At 53.4% G+C, this 23,134-nt stretch carries 33 protein-coding genes and 2 pseudogenes; 27 read left to right on the top strand and 8 right to left on the bottom strand.

Features of this window, described 5'->3' with window-relative positions; genetic code table 11:
* Positions 1 to 4: 4 nt before the first annotated feature.
* From AC3RPL_RS10165 to AC3RPL_RS10155, 3 genes are all read left to right on the top strand, one after another.
* On the top strand, positions 5 to 667 hold the full coding sequence (locus AC3RPL_RS10165) for an ATP-dependent Clp protease proteolytic subunit (protein WP_490739932.1): 663 nt from the start codon (positions 5 to 7) through the stop codon (positions 665 to 667).
* 179 nt (positions 668 to 846) lie between these two features.
* A complete protein-coding gene (locus tag AC3RPL_RS10160; protein ID WP_490739931.1) occupies positions 847 to 1,053 on the top strand; it encodes a hypothetical protein in 207 nt (68 codons plus the stop codon).
* On the top strand, positions 1,050 to 1,409 hold the full coding sequence (locus AC3RPL_RS10155) for a hypothetical protein (protein WP_490739930.1): 360 nt from the start codon (positions 1,050 to 1,052) through the stop codon (positions 1,407 to 1,409). Before AC3RPL_RS10160 ends, AC3RPL_RS10155 begins: the two co-directional genes overlap by 4 nt.
* Positions 1,410 to 1,627: 218 nt before the next feature.
* Here the strand turns inward: AC3RPL_RS10155 and AC3RPL_RS10150 are convergent, their stop codons facing one another.
* From AC3RPL_RS10150 to AC3RPL_RS10140, 3 genes are all read right to left on the bottom strand, one after another.
* Positions 1,628 to 2,272, bottom strand: a complete 645-nt coding sequence (locus tag AC3RPL_RS10150) for a PAS domain-containing protein (protein ID WP_490739929.1) — start codon at positions 2,270 to 2,272, stop codon at positions 1,628 to 1,630.
* 2 nt (positions 2,273 to 2,274) lie between these two features.
* The gene (locus AC3RPL_RS10145) at positions 2,275 to 2,958 is read right to left on the bottom strand and encodes a helix-turn-helix transcriptional regulator (protein WP_490739928.1); all 684 of its coding nucleotides are present in this window, start codon (positions 2,956 to 2,958) and stop codon (positions 2,275 to 2,277) included.
* Positions 2,959 to 3,234: 276 nt separating this feature from the next.
* Complete coding sequence (locus tag AC3RPL_RS10140; protein WP_490739927.1) at positions 3,235 to 3,384, bottom strand: hypothetical protein; 150 nt, start codon at positions 3,382 to 3,384, stop codon at positions 3,235 to 3,237.
* A 128-nt stretch (positions 3,385 to 3,512) separates the two neighbouring features.
* Between AC3RPL_RS10140 and AC3RPL_RS10135 the strand changes: the two are divergent.
* Positions 3,513 to 3,746, top strand: a pseudogene (locus AC3RPL_RS10135) (DUF1281 domain-containing protein); the annotation flags it as partial.
* A 222-nt stretch (positions 3,747 to 3,968) separates the two neighbouring features.
* On the opposite strand, the gene AC3RPL_RS10130 reads toward AC3RPL_RS10135, so the two are convergent.
* From AC3RPL_RS10130 to AC3RPL_RS10115, 4 genes are all read right to left on the bottom strand, one after another.
* Positions 3,969 to 4,214: a hypothetical protein gene (locus AC3RPL_RS10130; protein ID WP_490739926.1), complete on the bottom strand. Its 246-nt coding sequence runs from the start codon at positions 4,212 to 4,214 to the stop codon at positions 3,969 to 3,971.
* Positions 4,189 to 4,722, bottom strand: coding sequence for a hypothetical protein (locus AC3RPL_RS10125; RefSeq protein ID WP_490739925.1), 534 nt, complete (start codon positions 4,720 to 4,722; stop codon positions 4,189 to 4,191). The genes AC3RPL_RS10130 and AC3RPL_RS10125 overlap by 26 nt, the downstream gene beginning before the upstream one ends.
* A 435-nt stretch (positions 4,723 to 5,157) precedes the next feature.
* Complete coding sequence (locus AC3RPL_RS10120; protein WP_490739924.1) at positions 5,158 to 5,442, bottom strand: hypothetical protein; 285 nt, start codon at positions 5,440 to 5,442, stop codon at positions 5,158 to 5,160.
* Between the two features lie 102 nt (positions 5,443 to 5,544).
* Entirely contained in the window at positions 5,545 to 5,787 is a 243-nt protein-coding gene (locus AC3RPL_RS10115) for a hypothetical protein (RefSeq protein WP_490739923.1), read from the bottom strand.
* Positions 5,788 to 6,565: 778 nt separating this feature from the next.
* On the opposite strand from AC3RPL_RS10115, the gene AC3RPL_RS10110 reads away from it, so the two are divergent.
* From AC3RPL_RS10110 to AC3RPL_RS10025, 18 genes and pseudogenes are all read left to right on the top strand, one after another.
* Entirely contained in the window at positions 6,566 to 7,246 is a 681-nt protein-coding gene (locus tag AC3RPL_RS10110; protein ID WP_490739922.1) for a DNA methylase, read from the top strand.
* Positions 7,246 to 7,467, top strand: a complete 222-nt coding sequence (locus AC3RPL_RS10105) for a YubE family protein (protein WP_490739921.1) — start codon at positions 7,246 to 7,248, stop codon at positions 7,465 to 7,467. The genes AC3RPL_RS10110 and AC3RPL_RS10105 overlap by 1 nt, the downstream gene beginning before the upstream one ends.
* A 52-nt stretch (positions 7,468 to 7,519) precedes the next feature.
* Complete coding sequence (locus tag AC3RPL_RS10100; protein WP_490739920.1) at positions 7,520 to 7,924, top strand: DUF1380 family protein; 405 nt, start codon at positions 7,520 to 7,522, stop codon at positions 7,922 to 7,924.
* Between the two features lie 359 nt (positions 7,925 to 8,283).
* Positions 8,284 to 8,730 carry an antirestriction protein gene (locus AC3RPL_RS10095; protein WP_490739919.1) on the top strand — a complete coding sequence of 149 codons (447 nt, stop codon included), beginning with the start codon at positions 8,284 to 8,286 and terminating at the stop codon, positions 8,728 to 8,730.
* Between the two features lie 44 nt (positions 8,731 to 8,774).
* Entirely contained in the window at positions 8,775 to 9,182 is a 408-nt protein-coding gene (locus AC3RPL_RS10090; RefSeq protein WP_490739918.1) for a DUF1380 family protein, read from the top strand.
* Between the two features lie 336 nt (positions 9,183 to 9,518).
* Complete coding sequence (locus AC3RPL_RS10085) at positions 9,519 to 9,809, top strand: hypothetical protein (protein ID WP_490739917.1); 291 nt, start codon at positions 9,519 to 9,521, stop codon at positions 9,807 to 9,809.
* A 608-nt stretch (positions 9,810 to 10,417) separates the two neighbouring features.
* Entirely contained in the window at positions 10,418 to 10,972 is a 555-nt protein-coding gene (gene ssb, locus AC3RPL_RS10080; protein WP_490739916.1) for a single-stranded DNA-binding protein, read from the top strand.
* An 86-nt stretch (positions 10,973 to 11,058) separates the two neighbouring features.
* Complete coding sequence (locus AC3RPL_RS10075; RefSeq protein WP_490739915.1) at positions 11,059 to 13,032, top strand: ParB/RepB/Spo0J family partition protein; 1,974 nt, start codon at positions 11,059 to 11,061, stop codon at positions 13,030 to 13,032.
* A 49-nt stretch (positions 13,033 to 13,081) separates the two neighbouring features.
* On the top strand, positions 13,082 to 13,513 hold the full coding sequence (gene psiB, locus AC3RPL_RS10070) for a conjugation system SOS inhibitor PsiB (RefSeq protein WP_490739914.1): 432 nt from the start codon (positions 13,082 to 13,084) through the stop codon (positions 13,511 to 13,513).
* Positions 13,510 to 14,241: a plasmid SOS inhibition protein A gene (locus AC3RPL_RS10065; protein WP_490739913.1), complete on the top strand. Its 732-nt coding sequence runs from the start codon at positions 13,510 to 13,512 to the stop codon at positions 14,239 to 14,241. Before psiB ends, AC3RPL_RS10065 begins: the two co-directional genes overlap by 4 nt.
* A 71-nt stretch (positions 14,242 to 14,312) precedes the next feature.
* On the top strand, positions 14,313 to 14,585 hold the full coding sequence (locus AC3RPL_RS10060) for an AbrB/MazE/SpoVT family DNA-binding domain-containing protein (RefSeq protein WP_490739912.1): 273 nt from the start codon (positions 14,313 to 14,315) through the stop codon (positions 14,583 to 14,585).
* Positions 14,585 to 14,950 (top strand): type II toxin-antitoxin system PemK/MazF family toxin, encoded by a 366-nt coding sequence (locus AC3RPL_RS10055; RefSeq protein WP_490739911.1) that lies wholly within the window; start codon positions 14,585 to 14,587, stop codon positions 14,948 to 14,950. Before AC3RPL_RS10060 ends, AC3RPL_RS10055 begins: the two co-directional genes overlap by 1 nt.
* A gap of 52 nt (positions 14,951 to 15,002) precedes the next feature.
* Positions 15,003 to 15,131: a hypothetical protein gene (locus AC3RPL_RS10050; RefSeq protein ID WP_490739910.1), complete on the top strand. Its 129-nt coding sequence runs from the start codon at positions 15,003 to 15,005 to the stop codon at positions 15,129 to 15,131.
* Between the two features lie 639 nt (positions 15,132 to 15,770).
* Complete coding sequence (locus tag AC3RPL_RS10045; RefSeq protein WP_490739909.1) at positions 15,771 to 16,130, top strand: hypothetical protein; 360 nt, start codon at positions 15,771 to 15,773, stop codon at positions 16,128 to 16,130.
* A 48-nt stretch (positions 16,131 to 16,178) separates the two neighbouring features.
* Positions 16,179 to 16,445 carry a hypothetical protein gene (locus AC3RPL_RS10040; protein ID WP_490739908.1) on the top strand — a complete coding sequence of 89 codons (267 nt, stop codon included), beginning with the start codon at positions 16,179 to 16,181 and terminating at the stop codon, positions 16,443 to 16,445.
* Between the two features lie 92 nt (positions 16,446 to 16,537).
* Complete coding sequence (locus tag AC3RPL_RS10035; protein ID WP_490739907.1) at positions 16,538 to 16,786, top strand: hypothetical protein; 249 nt, start codon at positions 16,538 to 16,540, stop codon at positions 16,784 to 16,786.
* Positions 16,787 to 16,823: 37 nt separating this feature from the next.
* Positions 16,824 to 17,150 (top strand): DUF5983 family protein, encoded by a 327-nt coding sequence (locus AC3RPL_RS10030; protein ID WP_490739906.1) that lies wholly within the window; start codon positions 16,824 to 16,826, stop codon positions 17,148 to 17,150.
* Between the two features lie 186 nt (positions 17,151 to 17,336).
* Positions 17,337 to 17,932: pseudogene (locus AC3RPL_RS10025) on the top strand (DUF932 domain-containing protein).
* 171 nt (positions 17,933 to 18,103) lie between these two features.
* Here AC3RPL_RS10025 and AC3RPL_RS10020 read toward each other — a convergent pair.
* On the bottom strand, positions 18,104 to 18,442 hold the full coding sequence (locus AC3RPL_RS10020; protein WP_490739905.1) for a mobilization protein MobC: 339 nt from the start codon (positions 18,440 to 18,442) through the stop codon (positions 18,104 to 18,106).
* A gap of 199 nt (positions 18,443 to 18,641) precedes the next feature.
* On the opposite strand from AC3RPL_RS10020, the gene mobA reads away from it, so the two are divergent.
* From mobA to AC3RPL_RS09995, 5 genes are all read left to right on the top strand, one after another.
* On the top strand, positions 18,642 to 18,983 hold the full coding sequence (gene mobA / locus AC3RPL_RS10015; protein WP_490739904.1) for a plasmid mobilization protein MobA: 342 nt from the start codon (positions 18,642 to 18,644) through the stop codon (positions 18,981 to 18,983).
* Positions 18,983 to 20,947 carry a TraI/MobA(P) family conjugative relaxase gene (traI, locus tag AC3RPL_RS10010; protein ID WP_490739903.1) on the top strand — a complete coding sequence of 655 codons (1,965 nt, stop codon included), beginning with the start codon at positions 18,983 to 18,985 and terminating at the stop codon, positions 20,945 to 20,947. The genes mobA and traI overlap by 1 nt, the downstream gene beginning before the upstream one ends.
* 108 nt (positions 20,948 to 21,055) lie before the next feature.
* The gene (locus tag AC3RPL_RS10005) at positions 21,056 to 21,328 is read left to right on the top strand and encodes a helix-turn-helix transcriptional regulator (protein ID WP_490739902.1); all 273 of its coding nucleotides are present in this window, start codon (positions 21,056 to 21,058) and stop codon (positions 21,326 to 21,328) included.
* 193 nt (positions 21,329 to 21,521) lie between these two features.
* Positions 21,522 to 21,728: a TraY domain-containing protein gene (locus tag AC3RPL_RS10000; RefSeq protein ID WP_490739901.1), complete on the top strand. Its 207-nt coding sequence runs from the start codon at positions 21,522 to 21,524 to the stop codon at positions 21,726 to 21,728.
* A gap of 733 nt (positions 21,729 to 22,461) precedes the next feature.
* A complete protein-coding gene (locus tag AC3RPL_RS09995) occupies positions 22,462 to 22,830 on the top strand; it encodes an HNH endonuclease (protein ID WP_490739900.1) in 369 nt (122 codons plus the stop codon).
* The last annotated feature ends 304 nt before the right edge of the window (positions 22,831 to 23,134 follow it).

Genomic DNA, 23,134 nt, shown 5'->3' with positions numbered 1-23,134 from the left:
TCAAGTGAATAAAAAAACAGCCGCCCTGTTGATGGCCATGCTCCTGTCCTCTGTGGCAATGGCCAATACCTATCAGATGGCCGATAACACCATGTTCAAAGATGTGAAAACGGTAAAGGTTACCTTCAGCGGCCTGATTACCATCAAGAAATCTGCGGCTTTTATGTCGGTACTGGATGAAATTAATCAGCGGTATGTGAATGCAGAGCATGTTTATCTCTATTTCAACAGTGTCGGGGGAGATATGGACTCGGCGTTATCGATGTATTACGCCATCCGTGGTTCGCGCTTACCCGTGACTACCGTCAACCTGTCGGTGGTGGCCTCTGCTGCAACCATTCCTTACTGCGCAGCCGATCAGCGGCAGTCCATGAAGGAGGCCATTTTTATCATTCATCCGGCTCAGATGGGCAGCCTGGATGATAAAAATGTAACCCCGTCAAAAATCCGTATCACTGAAGATTACCTCAGTAACTACAACCATTTATTTATGAATATCTACGGTCACTGCACGGATTTTTCTGCACAACAGCTGAAGGATCCTCTCAACAGTGATGACAGCCGGCTCTATCTGTCTGCTGAGCAGTCTGTACAGCACCGGATGTCGACGCAGGTTGTTGATAAGATGACAGCTGCACCCGTTTCCTATTTTGTTACTGATGACTGAATGTTTTATGTTAAAAAATCTTACATCTTTAACAAAAAAAGAATTAATTGTTAACGTAAAATGATTAATATTAGTCGGGTTTCTGGAAGTGAATGCATCATTTCAAGGGCAAATGATACGGTCTGACACGATTAATTTTAGTTATGAATATCCGTGGGTGAATTTCCCTGGGGGGCTGAATGATCTTGAAAAGAGTTGGAATGATAGTTGTTCTGGGAATCATTTTTGCTGCTTTTTCATTTTACTTTATTGAAATTGCTACTGATTTAGGCAAAAAAAATCCTTCCCTTTCGAATTTCCTGATAGTTTCAGTTCCAGTGATGCTGGCTTTTCTTGTGGAAATAAAAATCAATAAGAAACTTACTGATAAGAGGCTTTTAAAATGATTAGGGAACTTTCACTGCCAGAGGTCGCCATGGTTTCAGGAGGCAATGCAAACTCAGGCTATGAGGGGGGATGCTCTTCTGCGGTCAGAAATGGTGCATACAGAGGTGGGCAGGACGGTGCCTTCAAAGGCGCAGTGCAGGGTGCAATAATGGGCGTTGCTGCTGATGGTGTGGGTGCGATTCCGGGAGCAGCAGGTGGTGCCGCTGTGGGTGGCCTCGTCGGAGCGGCAAGCGGAGCCTACGACGCTTATCGAAATAACCCCGCGTGTAATGGCAGCAGCAACAATGGCAATGGTGGAGGCTCTCTGGGCGGCGATGCCAGCGATAACAGCGTTAACGGACAGTGCCACTGGTAAATATGTGCGGCGGTCTTGCTGAAGGCTGCCGTTGAATAAAGATGTCTCTCTGCGGCGAGCGCGGCGGGATATCTGGTCATAAAGTAACCATTCCGGATGCTGATCAGGCAAAGACCCGGATTCAGGGGGCCCGAACCCAATGTGTTCCCGCTTTCCACATCTCCTGAGGCGGGTTATCCACTTACTCTGTGAATAAGTAGGTATGTTCATCGAGCGGGTTATACCAGTCGTACGTGCCCTTTTTTCAGGAAGAACGGGGGAATGTAGTTATCCCATCCGTTCAGCTGACAGTGCCTGATAAGGGTGGCGGGACTTGTAGCGGCGGACTTGTCATAGCATCGTGTCAGCCTGTTACGCAGCGTTGATGACCGGATACCCAGTATTTCAGGCATGGCGTTGCACCTGACGCCGCAAAGAAGCAGCAGGATCACCTCCCACTCTCTGTCTGTGAACCTCTCCGTCGGGCGGGTAAAAACAAACGGTTTTCTGTGGTACCGGTTGAGGAACGTGGACAGATAAATATTGGCTATCTCCATCCAGGTGCAGGCAATGCCAGGAGTGCCGTCGGTAAATCGCCAGGGCCGTTTTTCAACCATAAATGACCTCAGATCGGTTTGTCCGCCGTATCTGAATGTTTTAATGGCGATGCTCATTTTGTTCGTGGCCAGAATCTTTTCGTCGTCATGCAGAATACAACGATAATACTCACCGATGTCCGGCGTCAGGTCGGTGTCGAGACAGCCCGCAAGCGCCTGCTCATCGATGTTAAAAATCCGGCATGCCAGTGGGTTGGCGTACACATAGCGGGATGCGCTGTCTTTTATTGCCCAGGCAAACAGAGAGTGACCGAAATAGTAGTCCATCATTATCCTTTTATAACAATATGTCCCTTTCGCAGGAATATTTTCGGTATATAGTTATCAACGTTATTGTCCCGGCAGTATTCTGTCAGCGACGACAGCGAGTTGAGGCCGGTTTTTCTGTAGCAGCTCCGCAATCTGCCGTTTACGGCGTCAACTGAAATCTCCAGTATTCCGCTGATTTCCTTTATCTTTAACCCACAGATGAGGAGGTAAAGTATTTCCCACTCCTTCTCCGTAAATAAATCAGACGGTGATTCAAATACCGCATGCTGGCTGATTTTTCCGTTGAGCAGGGAGAGGGGAGTAATAATATTCACGTGTCTGACGCTGATGACGGTACCGATGCAGTTATTGTTCTCATCAAACAGCGGCTCCTGCACGTTGTAAGCGGGCTGCATGATTTTTTCCCTGCCCTGAATGTGCGTTGTGATCGCTCTTACCGGCCTGCCGGAGCGTTCTATCTCCCGTTCCTGTTGATTGAAAATGTCCGCAAATTCGGCAACGGGCACCGGAATGTCACTGATATTCAATCCCTCATAATCGTAGCGGGTTGATATGGTCTGCCAGATTTTAAACGTCTTGTTGACGTAGACAAAGTTCGAGTTTTTGTCCTTCACCGCCCATCCAACGACGTCATCTTTACTGAACATTTCTATTAATGCTGGCGGTAATGTGATTTGTTCCATAAATATTCCCCTACATATTTTTTGCCCTACATAAAATTCACCGTACTGCAAAGAGGCCTTTTTATCCGGCGGAAAAAAAGAATAATAACTCCATGGGCCAACGCCCAGGGAAAATGAAATTACCTTGCTTTTCACTATAATTATTATATATCCGGGCCCACATCGGTATTGATGTGGGTCTTTTTTTTTTATTCGGGCACATTAAATAAATCCAATATCTGTTGCCATTGGCATACACCCTCTTTCAGGTCGACCGCAGGCATCTTCGTGCGGCCATCAGCAATGATGACGTCGCTGCGCTCCGCTGTTTAACCGTCGTCCGTCACGCAGACCGCCGGGACGGGAAGTGCCTGGCGTACCGGCTTCGCCTGACGCCGGTTCAATGCCTGCCCACTGAGGCGATGTCCCTCTTTTCAGTGCCAGCACCGTGCCTTCACGTTAGCCGGGCCACTGCGCAGTCAAGGTACGCTGATGCTCGTCCTGCTCACCCGTTCCCCGCCGTGCGCGGGACATTCAGTCCGCTCCGGCGGCGCGTGCGGCTTGCGCGTCCGCCCGTGACTGCTCCGTTTTCCGCCCGGCTGCGGGTGACCGGCCCGAGTGAAAGTGTGAGCAGGGGGCGGGCATTGATGGCGGGAGATGTATGCCCGTCATATGCGAGGGCCGAAGTGGAGGGCATTCAGCTGTTTCTGGCGGGCTGTGCCGGACTGCTGCGTCCGGTGACGGGCTAAGCGTATCTGCCCTGGCCGGCCCTGACGGCGGCGGGCTCTGGAAGGCCCACCACTGACAACCACCGGGCCAAACGAAAGACGGCCCCGGTGTCTGGCCATCAACAATGCGAGCGGGTTGAATATTTCAGTTACAGCTCTGTGTAATTCTCACATAAAAGGATTGATCCTGAGATGATTGAGCGTTAAGTTAGCAGAACTGCCGCTCAGGCAGCTTAGTAAATAATGATGATGTTAAATTCATTATACTGCCGGACAGGCAGAAAAAAGGCCCTGATGGGCCTTTTAATCATCTTCAAGAAGCTTATCTTCTTTCACCGCCTCAATAAAATCCCTGAGTGCCTCTTCTGGCATTGCCCGAAAATCTTTATTGTAATCGCCCGCACGTTTGCTCCATCCGTGGATTTTCGCTCTGCTGACGTCCCGTCCCTTGCGACTAAACAACTCTATAATATAGTCCTTATCTTTATGCAGTCTGAGAATAAGACACAAATCCCTGAACACATCATTCGTCGCAATCACTGATGACATAGAAAATATTACCATCGTAAAGTTTAGGGGGGAGGGGAGAGGAACAGTTTTCCCTCACAAAGTTAAGGTTTTTCTGCGAGCGCGATATTTTCAGAGAACTGACGCCTACCGGCTGGCCGTCGTGCGTAACCGCGGTTGCAACATCAATCCTCTGACCGCTACGACGGGACGTGAGACAGTAGCCAATGACGCGATCATGGTTCAGGACCGCCGCCTCGGATGCGTCTCCAAGCGCTTTTTCAATCCGCGAACGTTCCTCCACAAAGGCTGCGTTGCGTTCATGAGTTTCCTTAGCCAGCTTTTCCTGTAGTTCCGCGCGGCTGATTTCCAATATTTCAATTTCCAGATTAACTTTATCAGCCAGCATTGCCGTAGTCGGAAACCCGCCCATATAGCGTTCATCCTGCCATAATTCATAGCAGACTGATGTTTCAGTCGCCTGAAGTCCAAGAGTTTTTGCGGCAGATTTTATTTCAGAGAAAGAGGCGTTTCTGGAAATCGTATTCATAAAAAATATCCTTTGCGGTTATTAATGAGGTTATTGCCCTCCTTTGCGGAGGTCAGAATTTTATTTTACCACGATATTAAAAGGATGATAACGCAATTCAGGTTATATTTATGACGTACATCATCTGTATCAGATAAATAATTTTCTCCTGACAACAGAATATTCATTAAAAAAATGTTGATGACGGGTGTCCGTTCTCTGGTAATTTTACTTTGAATGATAATGCTAATGTACACATACATTATCATTAACCACGCAGTGATTCAGTTACCCTCTGTGACGGGCACGGTTGATGCGCCCGTTTCTGTGACCTGAATGAAAACCGATGGGAGGACCACCGCTGACGCCTGAAAAGCCGCCCGGTTTGCCCGATGGCTGTTCATCTGAACAAAGATTAATCAATACATGGCAGTTTTTTATACAGCCTTCACAATATCACACAAAAAGGTGCGCGATGAACCCGATAATCAAAAATAGGGTTATGGCTATATATGGTTTTAATAACTCATAGATTACAGAGTCGGCTTCAAGATCATTGAAGGAAGCGGGGACACCTTTTGCCAGCTCTACAATACATGAAAGTCCGATAGCCCATGCAACAGTAATTGGCATTATCCCAAATGGAACAACAAACCATGACCATAGCAGCTTCAGGACCACTCCGGCATAGAGTAAAGAAAAAAACCAGATAGATATTGCCATAGCAACAAGACTAACCATAAAACAATCCTTTTATCTGTATTTATGATGAGAAAAAATAAACTGGTAGCGGTTGAAGCCAAAAATACTAAATCCGGGAACAGGTAAAAGTATCAAGGGACGTTACTGTGAAAACCCATTAAATAACATACCTGGTTCGTCCATGATGAACAGGGGTCTTCCCGGCTTTTTACCACGGAAGAAGCGGCCGCGCGGCAGACGTTCACCGCATTTCAGCCTGTATTGCCAGTCCTTAAACGCAAAGTGATGTTTGATACGACCCCCATCAAGTCGCTGAAGACTGCCGTCCTCAGCCCGTTTCAGGCCAACATCAGCAAGGCACTGCGCGACAGTGATGATTTTCATAAATGCTCTCCTGATAGCGTATTTTCAGTGTGTAGTCAGTTGCGGACTCAATCGTTTGAGTTCCTTCAACAACTCATCCAGTTCTTTTGTTCTATTTCTGGCTTTTCTTTCCTTCATCAATAAACACATTGAATTAGTATCAGCAACTATCGTTTTTGTGGTTTAGCGCGTCCAGCCCTCGCGTTGCCAGGATCACGGTTTTAGGTGGGATTGTTTTTTCATAGGTTTTATACGTTCGCAGACAGACACCCAGTTCTTCTGCTGCCCGTTCTTGTGTCCATCCCATGCCTCGACGCCACAGACGTAACTCAAACCCTGTCATAACAGTTTCCTCGCAAGACTGTTAATATTATAGCTAATAAGTGCAAAAAATGCACTTTAATCATCTATTTTAGATTCATTACTGCTCGGGCAGAGTCCCCTTAACACCTAATGCCCGGAGAGCGACGCAAAAAATCTATGGGAGCCAACATTTTTGTACGAACAGTCAATGCAAAACAACCAATAAGGATGTCGCTGCGCTCCGCTGTTTAACCGTCGCCCGTCACGACGCACGACGGAACCGGTCAGTGCCGTGCCCTCACTGTAGCCGGGCTGCTTCTCAAACAAGGGAAGCTGTCGCCGGCCTGCTCACCCGTTCCCCGCCGTGCGCGGGACATTCAGTCCGCTCCGGCGGCGCGTGCGGCTTGCGCGTCCGCCCTTGTTTGCTCAGCGGGCGCCCGTCTTTGTGGAGGTCACGGCACCAGAGGGGTGCCCCCTTCAATCAAGGAGTTTGCTTATGTCCCGTTTTACTCAGGGTGACTGTATCCAGGTTATGGCTGGCTTTCCGGATAATGCCGTCGATCTCATACTGACCGACCCGCCGTACCTCGTCGGCTTCCGCGACCGTTCCGGCCGGACGATTGCCGGCGATCGCACGGATGAATGGCTGCAACCCGCCTGCCATGAGATGTACCGCGTACTGAAAAATGACGCGCTGATGGTCAGCTTTTATGGCTGGAACCGCGCCGACCGTTTCATCAATGCCTGGAAAGCGGCGGGGTTTACCATCGTCGGGCATCTGGTGTTCACCAAAACCTACACGTCCAAAGCGGCGTTTGTCGGGTACGCGCATGAATGCGCCTACATCCTCGCAAAAGGCCGCCCGCGCCTGCCGGAAAATCCGCTGCGCGACGTGCAGGAATGGCAGTACACCGGTAACCGCCATCATCCCACGGAAAAACCGGTCTCCAGCCTGCAACCGTTAATCGAGAGCTTCACACACCCGGGCGCCATTGTTCTCGATCCGTTTGCCGGTTCCGGATCCACCTGTGTTGCTGCGCTACGGTCCGGCCGCCGCTACATCGGCATTGAGCTGATGGAAAAGTACCACCGGGCAGGTCAGCAGCGTCTGGCCGACGTACAGCGGGCCATGCAGCGGCCGGCCGCGAACGGTGACTGGCTGCCGGAGGCCGCGTAATGAAATGTGCCGGCCATAAAAAACTACACGCTGAAGTGACCGCTCTGGAAAAGGCAATGTATGAACTGCGTAAGCAGTTGTGGAGGATGGAATACAACTGGCGTTCTGATAGCCATAACCTGCCTGAACGACTTGCCGGTCAGTCCATCGGTCGGATAAACGCGCTGTTTTTGCAGGCATACCGCGAAGCCCTGGCGCTGGACGACTGCTTTGACGACTGACTTAACGCGGCCGGGTTCGCCTGGCCCCGATATGATTAATGGAGAATGACCCATGTTTGGCACACGAAAAGAAATCAGCAAAAAGCTTAAGCGCGCGTTCGCGCGCGATGAAAAAATGGCGGTACTGGTATGGACGCTGTTGGACGTACAGGCGGTGGAAAACATGACGGAGGAGGAAGCGGAGGCGATTTTATGCAGCATTGGCAACGTGGGGATGGGCGATCACATTGAGGAAGGAATATCCGAATCGACGGTGAAGGAAATGCTGGCAGGCCTGCGGGCCGACATTTCCGTGGTTGAGGTGCCGTCCGATGTGCTGGCCCGTATTGTCGATACGGCGGAAAGGGTTTTGAAAAGTGACGCCGCCTGTGCGTGGACGCTCGCGCGCCACAACTTCCCCGGCGTCGGTGATGCGCTGGCCGATATTGACTGGATTAAAAAACGGCTGGCCGCATAACCAGGCATTATCACGCCGCACCGTGCGGCGTGAGTCCGGGAAAAAATAAATAAGGATGTCGCGTTGCTCCTCTGTGCAGCGGCCAGTGCCCTGGCCTTGAGGGGATAAAAACCCCGCCTCTGCCGGCTGTCGCGTTGTGAGGGCTTACGCCGTTCCCTTACTTTAGCCGGGCCCACTCGTTCACAAGGGTACGCTGTCGCCGTCGTCCTCACCCGTTCGCAGCCTTTACGGGCATTCAGCCCGCAAAAGCTTTGCGCTGCGGCTTGCGGGGCCGCCCCTGTTCTCTCCGTTTTCCGCCCGTCTTTTGTGCGGTCACGGCGCAAGCCCGCGCTGCGTTATATGCTCACAACGGAGAGGCTATGAACACACAGACCCCTTTGGCCCCGGCTTTGTCTCCGGACCTGTTCCATCCCGATCGCGGTGCCACCCGGCATTTTCTTCCCCGCCTGTTTTCTCACGACTACGTGCGCGCTGAAAACTGCATTTATCAGTACGCCAGCCGCTACCTGCCGGATTTTGACGGCTGTGAATGGGAGTTTGTCCCGGTGAAAACCAGCGGTGGTTTTATGCAGCCGGGGGAGGGGCGGTGGCGCTTTGCCAGTACCGATAACGGCGCGGTTCTGGAGCTGTCAGCCGAAGCGGCGGGCGTGGCCATCACTGCCCTGGTGCTTAACCACTTCAGCTGGATGTATGAACACAATGACGAGCCGGACCTGTGTGAGCATTTCTGTCTACGCTTTCGCCAGCTGACGGCCTTTGCTGCAACCCATCCCGAAGCCGCGCAGATTTTCCGCGCCCTCAACTGATGCTGACGTGCGGCATTGCCGCCCGTGATAAACGGAGAAATACGATGTACGGAACGGTAAAAGAACTGTGTGAAAGGCTGCTGGCCGATTACCCGGCGGATGAAAAAATCGATCTGATTATCTGGACGCTGGATGACGTGCGCGAATTCCTGTCTGACATGAAGCCGACGGATGATGAGGCCGGTTGCATCCTCGCCTGCCTTGAGGGGGTTGATGCGGTGCATGAGTATGGCGTAAGCGCGATAACGCTGGTTGAAATGCTGGAAAACCTGCGTGAAGAAGAACGGCGCAACAGACAGGTCAGCGTGTCCGCATATACGCTGGCGCGTATTATTGAACTGGCAGAGAAATTGCTGGAGGCGGCGGAAGAAGAGTGCGGAGAAGGTGCTACGGGCTGGCTGTATCCCATCAGTGCGGAAACGATACAACAACTGAAGGCAGAACTGGGGTAGCAGCAGTGCCGGGCAGGGAGGCCCGGCGTGGCGTCCGGCCGCGCTGAAAACCCTGCCGCCTGACGGCGGCGGAGCAGGACCGGTTCAGCCTGCGGCTTCACCCGGCCCGCTCCTTTTTCAATATGCGTTTGTTAAAACCTTCTTATAATTCATGAACCATTATTTATGCTTTCAGGAATTCGCTTATGTGTGGCAAAGGGTATTACGGCGTGGCAAAACCTTCCGGAAGGGTAATAGTATTTTACATAATCCTTTATCTGGCGGTGTTGTTCTGTTGTGGGGGGCTATGTCATTGAATTTCTTATTCATTCAGTTGATAAAAGTGAAGAAAACGCCATGTTCACTTTCTGGTATGGCGTGGTGGCGCTGGGTTTCCTGCTGGGTGTTGACAGGCTGCCATGGAGTGCGCCTTTTCATGTGTATAACAGGCAGTTGAATTTAGTTCTGGTCTCCAGTGCCGCTGCCACCGCTTTTTGTGATTATTTTAAAACTGAACTGATTGATGCATGGGGTACGGACTCCGGTGTCCGGGATTATGCAGGCGTGGCCGTGTTGACGGGAGGGAGCATTATCCTGGTGCTGATACTCATGTGGAAAACAAAATACAGTGTCAGAAAGGGACTCTGAGTTATAAGAGGACAACAGAAATACAGCCTTCAGTAAAGCCATAATCCGTTAAAGGCTGATCCGTCAAAAGCCGGTCTTTTAAACAGTTTGTTACACCGGGCGTCTGCCCCCCTGGGGCACCGCGCTGTCATGCTGCGCACCGAGCCGCTTCGCGTCTCTGCCCTGGCCCGTTCCGGGCCGGGTTTCCATCGCCTGACGCAACCCCATAACCCCCCGCAGCCAGCCTGCGGCTGGCGCATCTCACTGGCCCCGTTCCGGTGCCGCTGAGGCGCAACGCCGTTTCGCGCCGCGCGCCCCGTCGTTGCCGCGTGCCCCTGCCCATCCCTCTGTCCTGTTTTCACCCGCCTGAGGCGTTCGCCGGGCTGAGAAAAGCACACCCCTTATCTGCTCCCGTCCAGGGTAAATGGCACTCGCTACGCTCGCCCTGGACAGGCTCAGGGGGCGCGCTCTTTCACGCCCGTTGCGGCGAACGGCTCTCAAACGGGTGAAGGTAACAATCAGTGGGAGCGTCAGGCAGGTTCCCGCAAAACGTCAAGACCGCGGCCCCGGCAACTCAACGGGTGATGGTTTTTTAAAGGCAAAAACACACAACTTTTAAGGAGTTCATTATGGCAGAGCGCGGCATTAACAAAGTCATTCTGGTGGGAAACCTGGGGCAGGATCCGGAAATACGCTACATGCCTGACGGCGGTGCGGTGGCAAATATCACGCTGGCGACGTCTGAATTCTGGCGCGACAAACAGACCGGGGAGCAGAAGGAAAAAACGGAATGGCACCGGGTGGTGCTGTTCGGAAAGCCGGCCGAAGTGGCCGGTGAATACCTGCGCAAGGGCGTACTGATTTATATCGAAGGCCGGTTACAGACCCGCAGCTGGGAGGATAACGCAGGCGTTAAGCGCTACACCAGCGAGATTGTGGTTAACCAGAACGGCACCATGCAGATGCTGGGCGCTCGTCGTGATGGCGGTCAGGCACAGCCGTCCGCTCAGTCAACATCTCAGGCCGCGCCACAGCCGACACCACAGGCCGCAGGTAAGCCCGCAGCGCCCGCAAAAACGAAGGGCCGGACTAAGGCCGGAATGACAGCCGCGCAACCCGAACCACAACCGCCGAAGGGTGAATGGCCCCCGGTCAGCGATCCGCTTGATGATCTTCCTTTCTGACGAAGAATTTCCGCAGTAAGCAGTAAGAGGTGCCGGAAAGATGGGCTTTCCGGCAGACAGTCATCAATATCAGAGAGGTATTAACGATGTCAGTTACCGAGTCTAAAACAAAAGTACGCGCTAAAACCAGCAAAAAAAGCGCAGAGCCTGCCACCGTTACCGCGCTTAAAACGGCCCTGGAAGCCGCGCCGGTTGAAACGATCCCCCTGTCCGGGCTGGTTAAGTCGCCGCTCAACGTGCGCACCATTCCGTACCCGGAAAGCAGCGTTCGCAGTCTGGCTGACACGCTCCTGACCGTAGGGCTGTTGCAGAATCTGGTGGTCCACGTCCTGCCTGACGGTCGCCACGGCGTGGCCGCAGGCGGCAGACGCCTGGCCGCGCTGACGCTGCTGGCCGGTGAAGGGCAAATCGCGCCCGATTATCCCGTTATCGTCAAAATCATTTCCGACGAGCTGGCCGTGGCCGCCTCGCTGACCGAAAACGGGGAGCGCTGCGATATGCACCCCGCCGAGCAGATCGCCGGATTCCGGGCAATGGTCAGCGGCGGGAAAACCGTCGCCCAGACCGCCGACCTGCTGGGCTACAGCCCCCGTCACGTTCAGCGAATGCTGAGGCTGTCAGACCTGGCTCCCGCCATTCTTCAGGCGCTGTCTGAAGATACCCTGACCACCGAACACTGTCAGGCTCTGGCGCTCGAAAGCGACCATGACCGCCAGGTGCAGGTGCTGGAAGCCGCCCGGTCAGCGTCATACAACGGTAAGCCGGAGGTGCATACCATCCGGCGGCTGATGACTGAAAATGAGGTGTCAACGGACAGCGACAGGTTCCGCTTTGTCGGTGCGTCGGCTTTCGCGCCGGAGGCCATTCGTACCGACCTGTTCAGCGAAGACCAGGGCGGCTACGTCGATACCATTGCGCTTAACGCCGCGCTGCTGGAAAAGCTTGAGGCGGTGGCAGACGGGCTGCGCGAGGCCGAAGGCTGGGCGTGGTGTCTGGGGCGCATGGATCGTGTGAGTCTGTATGGCGATGACGCCGCACTGTACCGACGACTGCCTGAACCTGATGCGGTGTTTACCGGGGCGCAGCGTGAACGTCTTGAGACGCTGGCGTCGCTGATTGATGACGGTGAAGAAAGCGACGACAGCCGCGATGCATCCGCTGAGATGGACGCGATCGAGGTTGCTGCCCGTGTACAGGCGTGGACGGCTGAACAGCGTAATCAGGCAGGGGTCGTGGTGTCCTGGTGGGGCAGTGAGGTTTACGTGCAGCGCGGCGTGGTGCGCCTCGGGGATGAACAGGCCGACGGCGCTGAACCGCCGGAAGAAACGACAGGTATCGTTCACCTGCGTGAGGCAAACCCCGCCGATGCGGTCAGCCTGCCGCTGCTGAAAAAAGCCTCATCCGAACGTACCCTCGCCGTGCAGGCCGCGCTGCTGGCCCGCCCGGAGGAATCGGTCGCCCTGCTGGCCTGGACGCTGTGCAGCAGGGTCTTTGCCTCATCCGTGTATGACCGTGTCGCTACGATCAGCCTGGAGTGCGGCCATCACACCATGCTGAACGACGCCCCGGAAGCAAAAGCGGGCGCGGCCTGGGCGGCGATTGATGCTGAAAAATCCCGTCTGGCAGAACTGTTGCCGCCGGGCTGGAAAAACGATTTCACCACTTTCTTTACCCTCAGCGGCACAGACCTGATGGCGCTGCTGAGCTTCTGCACCGCCGTCAGCCTCGATGGCGTTCAGAGCCGTGAGTGCAATCACACCCGTCCGAGCAGGCTTGACGCGCTGGAAAGCGCCATCGGGTTTCACCTGCGCGACTGGTGGCACCCGACAAAGGCGAATTTCTTCGGGCACCTGAAGCAGGCGCAGATTTCTGACGCGCTCAACGATGCGGGACTGACGGGCGCGGCCCGTGACGCCGCGAAGATGAAAAAGGGCGACGCCGCCGAACACGCAGAGGCTCACCTTGCCGGAACCCGCTGGGTCCCGGTCTGGATGCGCCCGAAAGACGCACAAACCGGAGAGCCGGGGGCCGTTCAGCCCTCTGAATCTGACGCCGCCTGATGCCACGATGCCGCCCCGTGGGGCGGCAGTACGACAACCCGGAGAATTCATGATGGAAAATCAGTACAGCAGCGAACGCCTGGCGCAGATGCAGGCGGATGAGTTTGAAGCGTGCCGCGAGGCCGGTACGGAATACAGATGGAGCCTGAGCCGCTCAGTGATGGCCGCAGTCACGTTACCCGATACCTGGGAGATGAACGGCGAGCGGGGCGGAGAGTATGGCGGCCTGTTCCCGGTGCAGGTGCGCTTTGCACCCGCACACGGACGCTTTCGCGTGGCGCTGTGCAGCCCCGGTGAAATCAGCGACCGCTGGCTGATGGTGATTATCCCGGATGGCGGACGTTCGGTGACGTGCGTCCGCAGCCGTGCGCACTTTGAACCGGCGACGTTCAGCGTGGTCCTGAGCCTGGCCGCCGTGATGGACGAAGAAGGTTATAATTTTTCCGCCATCCTCGATACGCTGATGGGGGACGAATTATGAACCCCATCCCCCGCCACCGGGCGCTGGTCCCGCACAGCCCGTACGTCAGCGCCGTTGCGCAGGCAACCGCCGAAGTGGACGCCCGCAGCCGGACCCGCGCACCGGTCGGAGAATATGCCTACGCCCGCGCTTTCCTGCGCCATCTGTGCGGCTGCAAAACCGTCCGCGCCTGTCACCTGCGCCGGGTGGTGCCGCTGTTCGTGCCGTCCCGCCGTTCTTCGCCGCCAGTGACGGCCTATCTTGCGGCGCTGGACGTGCTGATTGCCTCACGGGGGGAGGTCTGCCCGCTGCCGCTGCCGTCAGATACGGGCAGCCTGCTGTTTCCGGCGGTCGTCCACCGTGCGGCAGAGCGCCGTGAGGCACAGTTAATGATGAAGGTGCAGAAAAGAGAGGCGCAGGGTGAACGGAGTCGCCAGCAAAACAGGCGACGCTATCAGAACCTGCTGGCTCAGGCCCAGATTGACCTGGCCTTTCATACGCCGTCAACGGTCGGACGCTGGTACAGCCACTGGCAGCACAGGGTGCTGGATGTAAATGACCTGCTGGACTGCGTGCTGGCCTGGCTCAGGCGCACCCCCACGGGCAGGAGCGTCGATGTATCGGAGCTTGACGGCCTGCCCTTATGGCGCGTGATGCTTGAAATACGCTATGCGGCAGGGGCGGCAACTCACGCGCAGCGGTGGGCCGACAGGCTGGCGCTTCCTGACCAGCTGACGGTTAAAATCTGAACCTGAAAGTGTGACTTTGTTTCACCTGCTGGTATACTGGGTGTAACTAAGTCACACAAGAGGAAACGCCAGTGGCACAGACAAAACTCAGGAAACAGGGCGGCGCGGTTGTCCTGACTATCCCCGGCGATATCGCCGCCCGGGCAGGCTGGAGCGTGGGCACGCTGCTCGACGTCGCTGCTGACGGTGAAGCCGTCAGCATCCGGCCTGCCGGGCGCGTGGCGCGGGGCAGAAAGACGCTTTCGCAGCTGCTGGCCGGGATTGATAAAGCGGAAATCCGCGAGTTCAACGAAGCGGTCAGTGACGGGATGAACGACGCGCCGAAGGGCAGGGAGCCGAGCTGATGGTGACGCGCAGGGTGCCGCAGAAGGGGGAAATCTGGCACGTCAACGGCGATCCGGTCGAAGGCCGGGAGTTCAGAGGGCCACACTATTATCTGGTCATTTCCCCCCGCGAACTGGTCAGCGCGCTGGGCACGGCGGTCTGCATTCCCGTCACCAGCGGGGGCGGGGCGGCCCGCTCTGAGGCCGTCACCGTGTATCTCGACGGCAACAGCACCGATACGGGCCGGGTGACCGGCGTGGCCCTCTGCTACCAGCTGCGTTCGCTTGACCTAACGGCGCGTCAGGCCAGCTATGCCGCCAGGGTGGAGCCGCACGTTATGGACGAAATACTGTCAATGGTGGTCGATTTAATCGACCCGCGTTAAAGAGGTGAAAAATGCGATTCTTTCTTCTTTCATCAATTTTTCAGGGTGCTTATTGCGCCTGGTTTTGGGACAGCGCAGAAAAATGGTCTTTGATCCGCTGTACTGGTGTGGTGTTATCCTGTTAGTGCTGGCAGCCCGCTATTTTACTTCAGGTAGCCCGGAACTGAAAAATCGCGGCTGACAGGTCCACGGCCCTGACGGGCCAGAGAGGTGCCGGTGCTGGCGCACCCGCACTTCCCTTACGTGAAAACTTATTTCCCTGCGGCGTCTGCATCGGTTCTCAGAACTTCCTGCCGCTGTACCTCTTCTGACGCCTTCTTTTCTTCGCTCTGCTTTGTAGTAACCCTTTATCACGCCGGGCGTCTGCCCCCCTGGGGCACCGCGCTGTCATGCTGCGCACCGAGCCGCTTCGCGTCTCTGCCCTGGCCCGTTCCGGGCCGGGTTTCCATCGTCTGACGCAACGTCAACATCACGCTTGCTGCGACCGTTCCGGTCGCGCCGCTGTCACCGTGCCGGCGACAGGGCCGCCGGCACTTTACTGACGCCACGACGTTCCGTCGCGTCGGGTGTGTTCATCCTCATTTATCTCCGGTGAGCCATCTCACGGCCGTTCCCAGGCGAGGGCTGGTCGTAGCACCTTAGCCTCGCTACCGGAAGGGCCGCTTCGCTGTCTCCTCACCCGTTCGCACTCGCCTGCTGCTCGCTTGCGCTGCGGCTTGCGGGGACTCCCTTCCTCCACTCGTCGTCGGAGCTACTGGCCCTTTGCCGCCGGGGAACTCACCGAGAGATGGAATAACCACCAGAAGAGGGGAAACAAAGCATGAACACACAAAACGTCAACGTCAAAACCGCCACCAAAGAATCTTCCGAAAGATGGGGTGAACTGCCACCGCTGCGCGGCCTCGATATCCGCATGACCTGGGTAAGAGCGAGTCTCATGCGCCGCAGTGATGCAAAAAAAGCCGGTTATGGCATGACTGCGGCAGAGTACGACGCAGAGACTGAAGGTCAGCACGATCACCGCGCGGGCAGAAACACGTTACCGCATTTGTTCGCTGACGTGCAGGAACTGGCAAAAGCATGGCGGCGGGGATATGCGATCGCAGGCCGGTATACGGAAATGTCGGCTTGCCCCGGCTGTAACAACGACAGCGGCGAGCCTTGCCCGTATCACGGGTGAGTGACCTGACCAAAACGACATCTCACATTCACCCGGAGAATGACTCTCATGAGCAAAACATCCCTGACGCTCGATCAGTTTCGCGACCTGTGCCGCTATGTGTTTACCCACGGCACATTTACCGGCGTGAGCGGTATTAACTGGCGCGACCTACCCCGATACGACGTGGCAGAGCAACCCGGCAACCCGATGGAGGCCGACACGCTGTACCTGGCCGATGGCTGGCCAGCCGCTGTGTACGAATTTGATATTGGCTACACGGTGATAAAGGGCGCACTGAAGAGTGAAAGAGGCGCTGAAGAAAAGAATAAGTAATTCGAAACGGGCAGGGTTTCCCCTGCCGATCCCCGCCGGAAAACCTCTCTCAAAGGTCGCCCGGCATTCAACAACAACGTATGAGGCAAATCATGACTATTGCTGAAGCCAGCATCATCACACCGCCGGAAAATTATGTAAAGCATGAAAATACACGCCGGCAATTTCGCGCTCGCCGTGCGTGCATCAGTGCGCAGGACATTGCCCCGGAAATTCTGGCGCGCAGTCGTCACGTTGCGCATTGCGCCCGTAAACGTCAGACGGTACGGGTTCCTGCGATGAGTGTGAGTGAGTGGGGCCAGTTTTTACGCGGTCTTGAACTGAAACGGGCGCTGGCCTGATAACGGAGTGCCGCTCTGAAAGGGGCGGCAATATAAAATGAAAAGTGACTTTTTAATCCATTCTTATATCAGGTTAAACAGCTGCCATATGAGCAAAGAGGATGCAGAACGATTTCTGTACCTCAGCGACCCACGACAAAATAAGGCGAAAAACTCTCACAAATGGATCCACAGCACGGGGAAACCCGGCAACGTGTTAATTCGTCTTTCCGCTCAGGAAAATGCCCCCGCACGTTTACGTGAAATGGGCATATCGGAAGAACTCTGCGAAACGGTATCTGTTCTGGCCCGTGCAATGGAACTGGCAATGATCCATTTCGACAGTGATGCAGACGTGTTAACGGGAATACCCGTTTATAAATAATCGTTGAAAAGTGCGGGGTGTCTGCCTCGCACAGTATTGGGGCAGAAAAAATGAAGCGATTTTCTCAGCTTTACGTAGCGCAAATATGATCCGGAAAGACAGACCACTCACTGATGATGAATTGCACCATTACGTTCCAAGCATATTTTCGCAAGAGAAACATGAATCCCGAAGTGATCGTTATACATACCCACGATAACACTAATTAGTCGACTCAGAGATGAAGGTTTTGAGCCTTTTTTTGCATGTCAGCAGCGTGTACGAGATGCGAATAGAAAAGGGCATGTAAAACACATGATCAGGTTTCGACGTCATAACCAGGTAAAGCACAGCGAAGTGTCAGAAATTATTCTTCTCAACAGTCATGACGGTAGCAGTAGTTACCAGATGAATCCCGGACAGTTTCGTTTCGTCTGTGCAAATGGCATGGTCTGCGGTGAGATATTCGGTGACATACGTGTTCCACATAAGGGTGATGTGGTTGCTCAGGTTATAGAGGGGATTATGAAGTTCTCAATCGTTTTGAGTCTATAGAAGCATCACGTGATGATATGAAAAATATCCATCTGGATAATAATGAGAAAATTGAGTTTGCGCAAACTTCACTTGAGTACCGTTATGACGGTCAGCACGTTCCTATACTTCCTGAATCACTGCTCAAAAGTCAGCGCCGTGAAGATAACGCTAATGACCTGTGGACGGTTTATCAGCGCACTCAGGAAAACATAATCCGTGGAAATTTACCTGGCAGAACCACAAGAGAAGAGCGCACACGAACCTGATCAATCAACGGTATAGATGGAGATATAAAACAAACCGTTTTCTCTGGTCACTTGCAGAAAAAATAAAAAATTCTTAAATCCTGATAAAAAGAAAGGGCCAGTTATGCGGCCCTTTTTTCAAAACATTATCCATCTGACAACCTGAATCAAAGTACAGAAATTTAGTGCAATTTATTTACCATTTTCCATTTTTACGTTCTCACCCCTTCTCCTTTTCACCGGTGATTTCCCTGAGCGAATAACAGATGAAATGGCTCTCTCACTCACGGTCATTTTCATGGCATCCATGCAGGCTTTAATCTCTTTTGCATTGTAACCTTTCTGCGTGGCGAGCGTGAGAATTTCATCTTTCAATGCTTCCAACATTTCATCTGAAGAAATCCTGTTTTTTGACTGGTCAGGCATTGTTGCCAGTTTTTCTCTTGCCGCTTCAATCTGGTGCTGAGTAAAAAATTTTTGTGCCGCCATATGATAAAACTCCAAATAGAACCCGAGAACGTCATTTGACATCAATTGCTCCAGCCATTCCAGAAAATTTTCTCACTGACGCCTACCTTTTCCAAAGGATTGAACTGGCTATGAAGAAGACATCATAGTAAAATGACGGACAGGAAATGTTTTGTCATTACCGTCTGCACGCAGACAGTAATGACAAAACGCCTGGTCAGGGCTTCGCCCCGACACCCCGGTCCCGAGTTAAGGTTGAGTTATGGCTAAAAGTGAAAAGCGTCAAAGGAATGTTATTGTGCAGCTACGTTGCAGTGATAAGGAACTTGAAGCCATTGATAAGAAAGCACTGGCGGCCGGCATCACGCGGTCTGAGCTACTGCGAAGATCAGCCCTTAATCGCCGTATAATGGTACGCACTGACATCCGGATGATGAATGAACTTCTCCGGCTTGGTGGTCTACAGAAACATCTGTTTACACAGATGCAGGATACGATGACAACGGAACTGAGTCGCCAGTTTTCAGACGTGCTTGTCAGCATCACTCATGCGATCAATGCACTGGATATGACGCCGGTACAGGCGGAGGAAATTAAAGACTGATGAACGTAATTATCCCGCCCAAGCGTCGTGATAAAAAGACCAGCTTTAAAAAACTGGTTGAATACGTGAGCACGCGTGAAGATAAGAAAGTGACGGATATCGTTGCGCCGGATTTAACTGCTCATACGTCCGGCACTGAGTATGTCTCCACGCCGGGCTTTGGCCAGCTGGTTAACTACGTCGGACGGAAAAGTGTCGCGCAGGCATCGCAGATAGTCAGTATTTCACCCGAGGGCATTCAGCGCGTGCTCTCCGGTGAAGTACTGTGTGAAACCAACTGCTTTTCGCTGGATACCGCAGCAGCCGAAATGAACATGACGGCCAGCCAGAACCGGCACTGTAAAGATGCCGTATACCATTTTATTTTGTCCTGGCAGAGTGACGAAGCACCTTCACCTGATGCCGTTTTCAGTTCCGTGCGCTTCAGCCTGGAACAGCTCGGCATGAAAGAACACCAGTTCGTGGCGGCCATACATCGTGACACCGACAACATTCACTGCCACGTATCAGCGAACCGCGTACACCCGCAGACCTTTACCGCGCAGAATATGTGGAACGATGCTGACACGCTGCAGAAATCCTGCCGCGTTCTGGAGCGGAAGTTAGGTTTCAAGGTGGATAACGGAAGCTGGCATATGGATGCACAGGGTGCACTTCACCGCACCCGCCGGCACATACCATCAACTCCAAGCGGTGCGGCAAAACGGGAGATTTTTTCCGATAAAGAAAGCCTGCACGGCTACGCCGTTCGCGAAGTCCGTCAGAAGATTGCTGATATTGCTGAACAGGATTGTCTGAGCTGGGATCAGCTACATAACATCCTGTTCACCAGGGGCCTGGGGCTACGGGAGCAGAGTGGTGGACTCGCGATTTACGATCTGCTGAATCCGGACGGCGTCAGCGTGAAAGCCTCTGACGTTCATCCGGCCATGAGTCTTCCTGCGATGGTCAGCCAGCAGGGCGAATTCACGCCGTTACCGCCGACTTACGATCCGGAGAGACCTGAAGACGGAATGCTGCATATGGCATCATCCTACATGCCGCAGCTGCACGTTCGCGATCAGGAAGCCCGTCGTGAACGCCGCGAGGAACGCGCCATTGCCCGTGACATTCTTCGTGCCCGTTATGACGCATACCGGGCAAGCTGGGAAAAACCTGACCTGCGAGGAGCTGAGCGTTTCCGACAGATTTCATCACACTGCGTAGTGATGAAGGCACACGTGCGTGAGAGCATTCGTGATCCGCTATTGCGTAAACTGATGTACCGCGTTACCGAGTTTGAAAAGATGAAGGCAATGGCTGAACTGCGTCTGCAACTGCGTGAGGAACGACAGGTACTGAACGACAGTGGTGCGAATCGTCCACTGAGCTGGAAGGCCTGGATTGAACGTGAAGCGGTGAAAGGAGACGCTGCTGCGCTCAGCCAGATGCGTGGTTGGGCCTATCGTGAGAAGCGTGCGGCACGTCAGCAGAAAGCCAACTGGCCTTCTCCTAATGCCGTTATTCATTACGGACCTGGCGATGATGTACCGACATTTAAATCAAGCGAACATGAGACGCGGCTCTTGCGCGACGGGACGGTAAGCTACCTGCGTGACGGTAAACCCGCAGTAACCGATTTTGGTGACAGAGTGGAGGTTTACCCTGCGCCAGACAGCAAATCCGATCGTTTTAATAATGACCTTGCTGCCGAGCTGACCGCATGGAGAAGCGGAGATAACACCGTACTAAACGGTGAACCAAAAGCCGTTAATCGTGTGCTGTATTCGGGCGTGGTACGTAACCTGAACAAAGATGACGGACGCGTCTTCAAAGTAAGCGACCCGAAAATGATGGCCAGCGTATATGCTACTGAAGAAAGTCTCCGAAATCGCGGGTCAAAACCAGAGCTGAAAGAGTGCGAACCTCAGTTAAGGGACGATGAGGACTTACGGCCGATTAATAAAGATTTACCACGACCATGAGGAGACTGACGGAGGACACTTAACAAGTCGAATTAATCAGACGCTGATTGCACAGGGTTGAAGGCCTGTACAACCAGCTAACCTTAACAACCTGTAGAGGAGGCTGCTATGGCTGCCATCGATCCTAGTCAATTTTCACATCTGAGCAAGTTTTTTCCTGAGCTGACTGAATTACAGTCAATTCATGTCTGTATGCTGGTTTTCGGAAATATATCTATAGAGGAATTAGCTGAAACCAGAGGTGTCGCCCGAAACACTATTAAAGAGTCGATAGATTCAATCCAGAACCGGCTGGAAGTGGACTCTATTAAGTTGCTACGCACTTTAGTCATCAGTCGAGTGCTAACGAAAATTGCAATTTATATGTACCGGGATAAATAGTTACGCTGATAATTTGATTTTAATTTAAATAAATTTATGGCTGCAAAATAAATTGCAGCCTGTTTTTTTTCTATTAAAAAACATATTGTTAACTACACCCTGCCTTTGGCGGCAGGGTTTACACGAATAGGATGAATCCTATCTAATGCCATCCAATTACTTAATCCTTACAAAAAACGAATACGGAGTTGATATGGCGGCACCCAAAAAATATAAAGGCATTGCCATGATGCTGTATATGTCGCCTGATCTGAATGAGCTTCTCATTGCATCGGCCAAAAAATCAGGCCGCGCCAAAACAACCGAAGCTCATTTCCGACTTGAAGATCACCTCAGGCTGTACGACGCAATCGCCACACCAGGGCAACGTTTCACTGCAGAAAGTAACGATAAAGATTAAATAAGTCTTCCGCCGGCATTTGCGAATGCTGGAATGTTTTGAGTTCAAGGATGCTCACTGTTACCGGTGAGCAGGGCACCCTCTTGTCTTTTTTCAGGTGTCTGCTCTTTAACAACGTGCCCGTTATTACCCTGATCTCAAGGTCCTCTCTTGCCGGCATGCCGTACCGGTGCGCGGAAGATGTCCGGAGGCTCCGTCATGGCCTGCAACACATCAGGGGAACCCGCCGGGAGGCGGGGCAGCGCCGGGAGCGGCAACCTTAAATATTTTCTCGCTCCCCAAGCTGGCCGGGACAGTGCAAAGTCGGAATTGTGGGTGTTACGTTTATATCCCTGCGGATCAGTTCGATACATCTTGTTCTGGAGTCACCTGCGGAATTCGCGGTGCCGGTTTCAGGAAATCACCTTTCCTGAGTGTATTAGCACTGCGCATGTGCGCGGCTGCAAACGGGTTTACAGCAGTTTCATGAGCTTTTCCCTACGAATCAGTTCGACGTAACCACAGCAGGCCCCGGGGCGAACCGTCGGGCCACCTGTAACTGGTGATGATTAGCCCTTCATTCGAATGAAGGCGCGAACGGGTTTCCCTGCCGTAACACGCCACATCACGCAAATATGACATTGAGGAATCTGTGCGGGCCCACTCTTTCTGAGTGGGTCGGCCCGGAATTACTTACTTCTTTATTTTCATTTCAGGCTGATGCCCGTGAGAGGGGCTGATATTGGGGATCAATATGAGGTTTTCAAAAAAACGACGTGAAGTGCTTCGCATGCAGTATGGTGGTCGCTGCGCTCTGTGTGGAGACATTCTCCCGGAACGGGGCTGGCATGCAGAATATCTCGGGAAAGAATACGTCAGCGAAGGTTACGGCGCTGTCTGTACGGACTGCCGTACCACAAAAGGTAATGCGTCTCCGGAGGCATTCAGGGCCATTCTGGCTGAGCAGGTGGAACGGGCGCGGAGGGGCAGTATCAATTTTCGCACTGCCCTGCGCTTCGGACTATGTCACGTTAAAGTTGAACCCGTCGTGTTCTGGTTTGAAAAGTACCAGGCGCGCTATACCAGAATTACCGGTGCTCCTCAAAATTCCGCTTCACTGTGACGTCGCTCCCGGCATTGGCCGGGACGTTTCCTTCCCAATCCAATACGCCGTAACAGAAAGTACGCTGACCAGATAAAAGGTGAGCGTACTTTCTGTTGTGGCGAATGCGGCCAGCGCACGCGGTAAAACGGGCAGTTAGAACATTATGCCTTAAGTCTAAACTACCGCACCGGGGTTTACCTGTTTACCTGGTGCACCGGGAGGCACCCGGCGCCACAACACATTTTTCGTCGTTTAACTGAGGTATTTAATCATGAAGTAGCAGCGCGGTCAGACCGCAACCGAACGGCAATGCAGTAGTCGT

The sequence above is a fragment of the Erwinia papayae genome (assembly GCF_058241465.1).
This window is presented reverse-complemented; position numbering and strand designations above follow the sequence as displayed.

Coding starts and splice junctions, on each gene's coding strand:
- AC3RPL_RS10085 (WP_490739917.1), top strand. CDS start 9,519: ATGTTCACTTTCTGGTATGGCGTGGTGGCGCTGGGTTTCCTGCTGGGT.
- AC3RPL_RS10035 (WP_490739907.1), top strand. CDS start 16,538: ATGACTATTGCTGAAGCCAGCATCATCACACCGCCGGAAAATTATGTA.
- AC3RPL_RS10150 (WP_490739929.1), bottom strand. CDS start 2,272: ATGGACTACTATTTCGGTCACTCTCTGTTTGCCTGGGCAATAAAAGAC.
- AC3RPL_RS10020 (WP_490739905.1), bottom strand. CDS start 18,442: ATGTCAAATGACGTTCTCGGGTTCTATTTGGAGTTTTATCATATGGCG.
- AC3RPL_RS10130 (WP_490739926.1), bottom strand. CDS start 4,214: ATGTCATCAGTGATTGCGACGAATGATGTGTTCAGGGATTTGTGTCTT.
- AC3RPL_RS10075 (WP_490739915.1), top strand. CDS start 11,059: ATGTCAGTTACCGAGTCTAAAACAAAAGTACGCGCTAAAACCAGCAAA.
- psiB (WP_490739914.1), top strand. CDS start 13,082: ATGATGGAAAATCAGTACAGCAGCGAACGCCTGGCGCAGATGCAGGCG.
- AC3RPL_RS10095 (WP_490739919.1), top strand. CDS start 8,284: ATGAACACACAGACCCCTTTGGCCCCGGCTTTGTCTCCGGACCTGTTC.
- AC3RPL_RS10120 (WP_490739924.1), bottom strand. CDS start 5,442: ATGGTTAGTCTTGTTGCTATGGCAATATCTATCTGGTTTTTTTCTTTA.
- AC3RPL_RS10125 (WP_490739925.1), bottom strand. CDS start 4,722: ATGAATACGATTTCCAGAAACGCCTCTTTCTCTGAAATAAAATCTGCC.
- AC3RPL_RS09995 (WP_490739900.1), top strand. CDS start 22,462: ATGAGGTTTTCAAAAAAACGACGTGAAGTGCTTCGCATGCAGTATGGT.
- AC3RPL_RS10145 (WP_490739928.1), bottom strand. CDS start 2,958: ATGGAACAAATCACATTACCGCCAGCATTAATAGAAATGTTCAGTAAA.
- AC3RPL_RS10065 (WP_490739913.1), top strand. CDS start 13,510: ATGAACCCCATCCCCCGCCACCGGGCGCTGGTCCCGCACAGCCCGTAC.
- AC3RPL_RS10055 (WP_490739911.1), top strand. CDS start 14,585: ATGGTGACGCGCAGGGTGCCGCAGAAGGGGGAAATCTGGCACGTCAAC.
- AC3RPL_RS10090 (WP_490739918.1), top strand. CDS start 8,775: ATGTACGGAACGGTAAAAGAACTGTGTGAAAGGCTGCTGGCCGATTAC.
- AC3RPL_RS10115 (WP_490739923.1), bottom strand. CDS start 5,787: ATGAAAATCATCACTGTCGCGCAGTGCCTTGCTGATGTTGGCCTGAAA.
- AC3RPL_RS10105 (WP_490739921.1), top strand. CDS start 7,246: ATGAAATGTGCCGGCCATAAAAAACTACACGCTGAAGTGACCGCTCTG.
- AC3RPL_RS10045 (WP_490739909.1), top strand. CDS start 15,771: ATGAACACACAAAACGTCAACGTCAAAACCGCCACCAAAGAATCTTCC.
- AC3RPL_RS10005 (WP_490739902.1), top strand. CDS start 21,056: ATGGCTGCCATCGATCCTAGTCAATTTTCACATCTGAGCAAGTTTTTT.
- mobA (WP_490739904.1), top strand. CDS start 18,642: ATGGCTAAAAGTGAAAAGCGTCAAAGGAATGTTATTGTGCAGCTACGT.
- AC3RPL_RS10100 (WP_490739920.1), top strand. CDS start 7,520: ATGTTTGGCACACGAAAAGAAATCAGCAAAAAGCTTAAGCGCGCGTTC.
- traI (WP_490739903.1), top strand. CDS start 18,983: ATGAACGTAATTATCCCGCCCAAGCGTCGTGATAAAAAGACCAGCTTT.
- AC3RPL_RS10030 (WP_490739906.1), top strand. CDS start 16,824: ATGAAAAGTGACTTTTTAATCCATTCTTATATCAGGTTAAACAGCTGC.
- AC3RPL_RS10040 (WP_490739908.1), top strand. CDS start 16,179: ATGAGCAAAACATCCCTGACGCTCGATCAGTTTCGCGACCTGTGCCGC.
- AC3RPL_RS10110 (WP_490739922.1), top strand. CDS start 6,566: ATGTCCCGTTTTACTCAGGGTGACTGTATCCAGGTTATGGCTGGCTTT.
- AC3RPL_RS10155 (WP_490739930.1), top strand. CDS start 1,050: ATGATTAGGGAACTTTCACTGCCAGAGGTCGCCATGGTTTCAGGAGGC.
- AC3RPL_RS10160 (WP_490739931.1), top strand. CDS start 847: ATGATCTTGAAAAGAGTTGGAATGATAGTTGTTCTGGGAATCATTTTT.
- AC3RPL_RS10000 (WP_490739901.1), top strand. CDS start 21,522: ATGGCGGCACCCAAAAAATATAAAGGCATTGCCATGATGCTGTATATG.
- ssb (WP_490739916.1), top strand. CDS start 10,418: ATGGCAGAGCGCGGCATTAACAAAGTCATTCTGGTGGGAAACCTGGGG.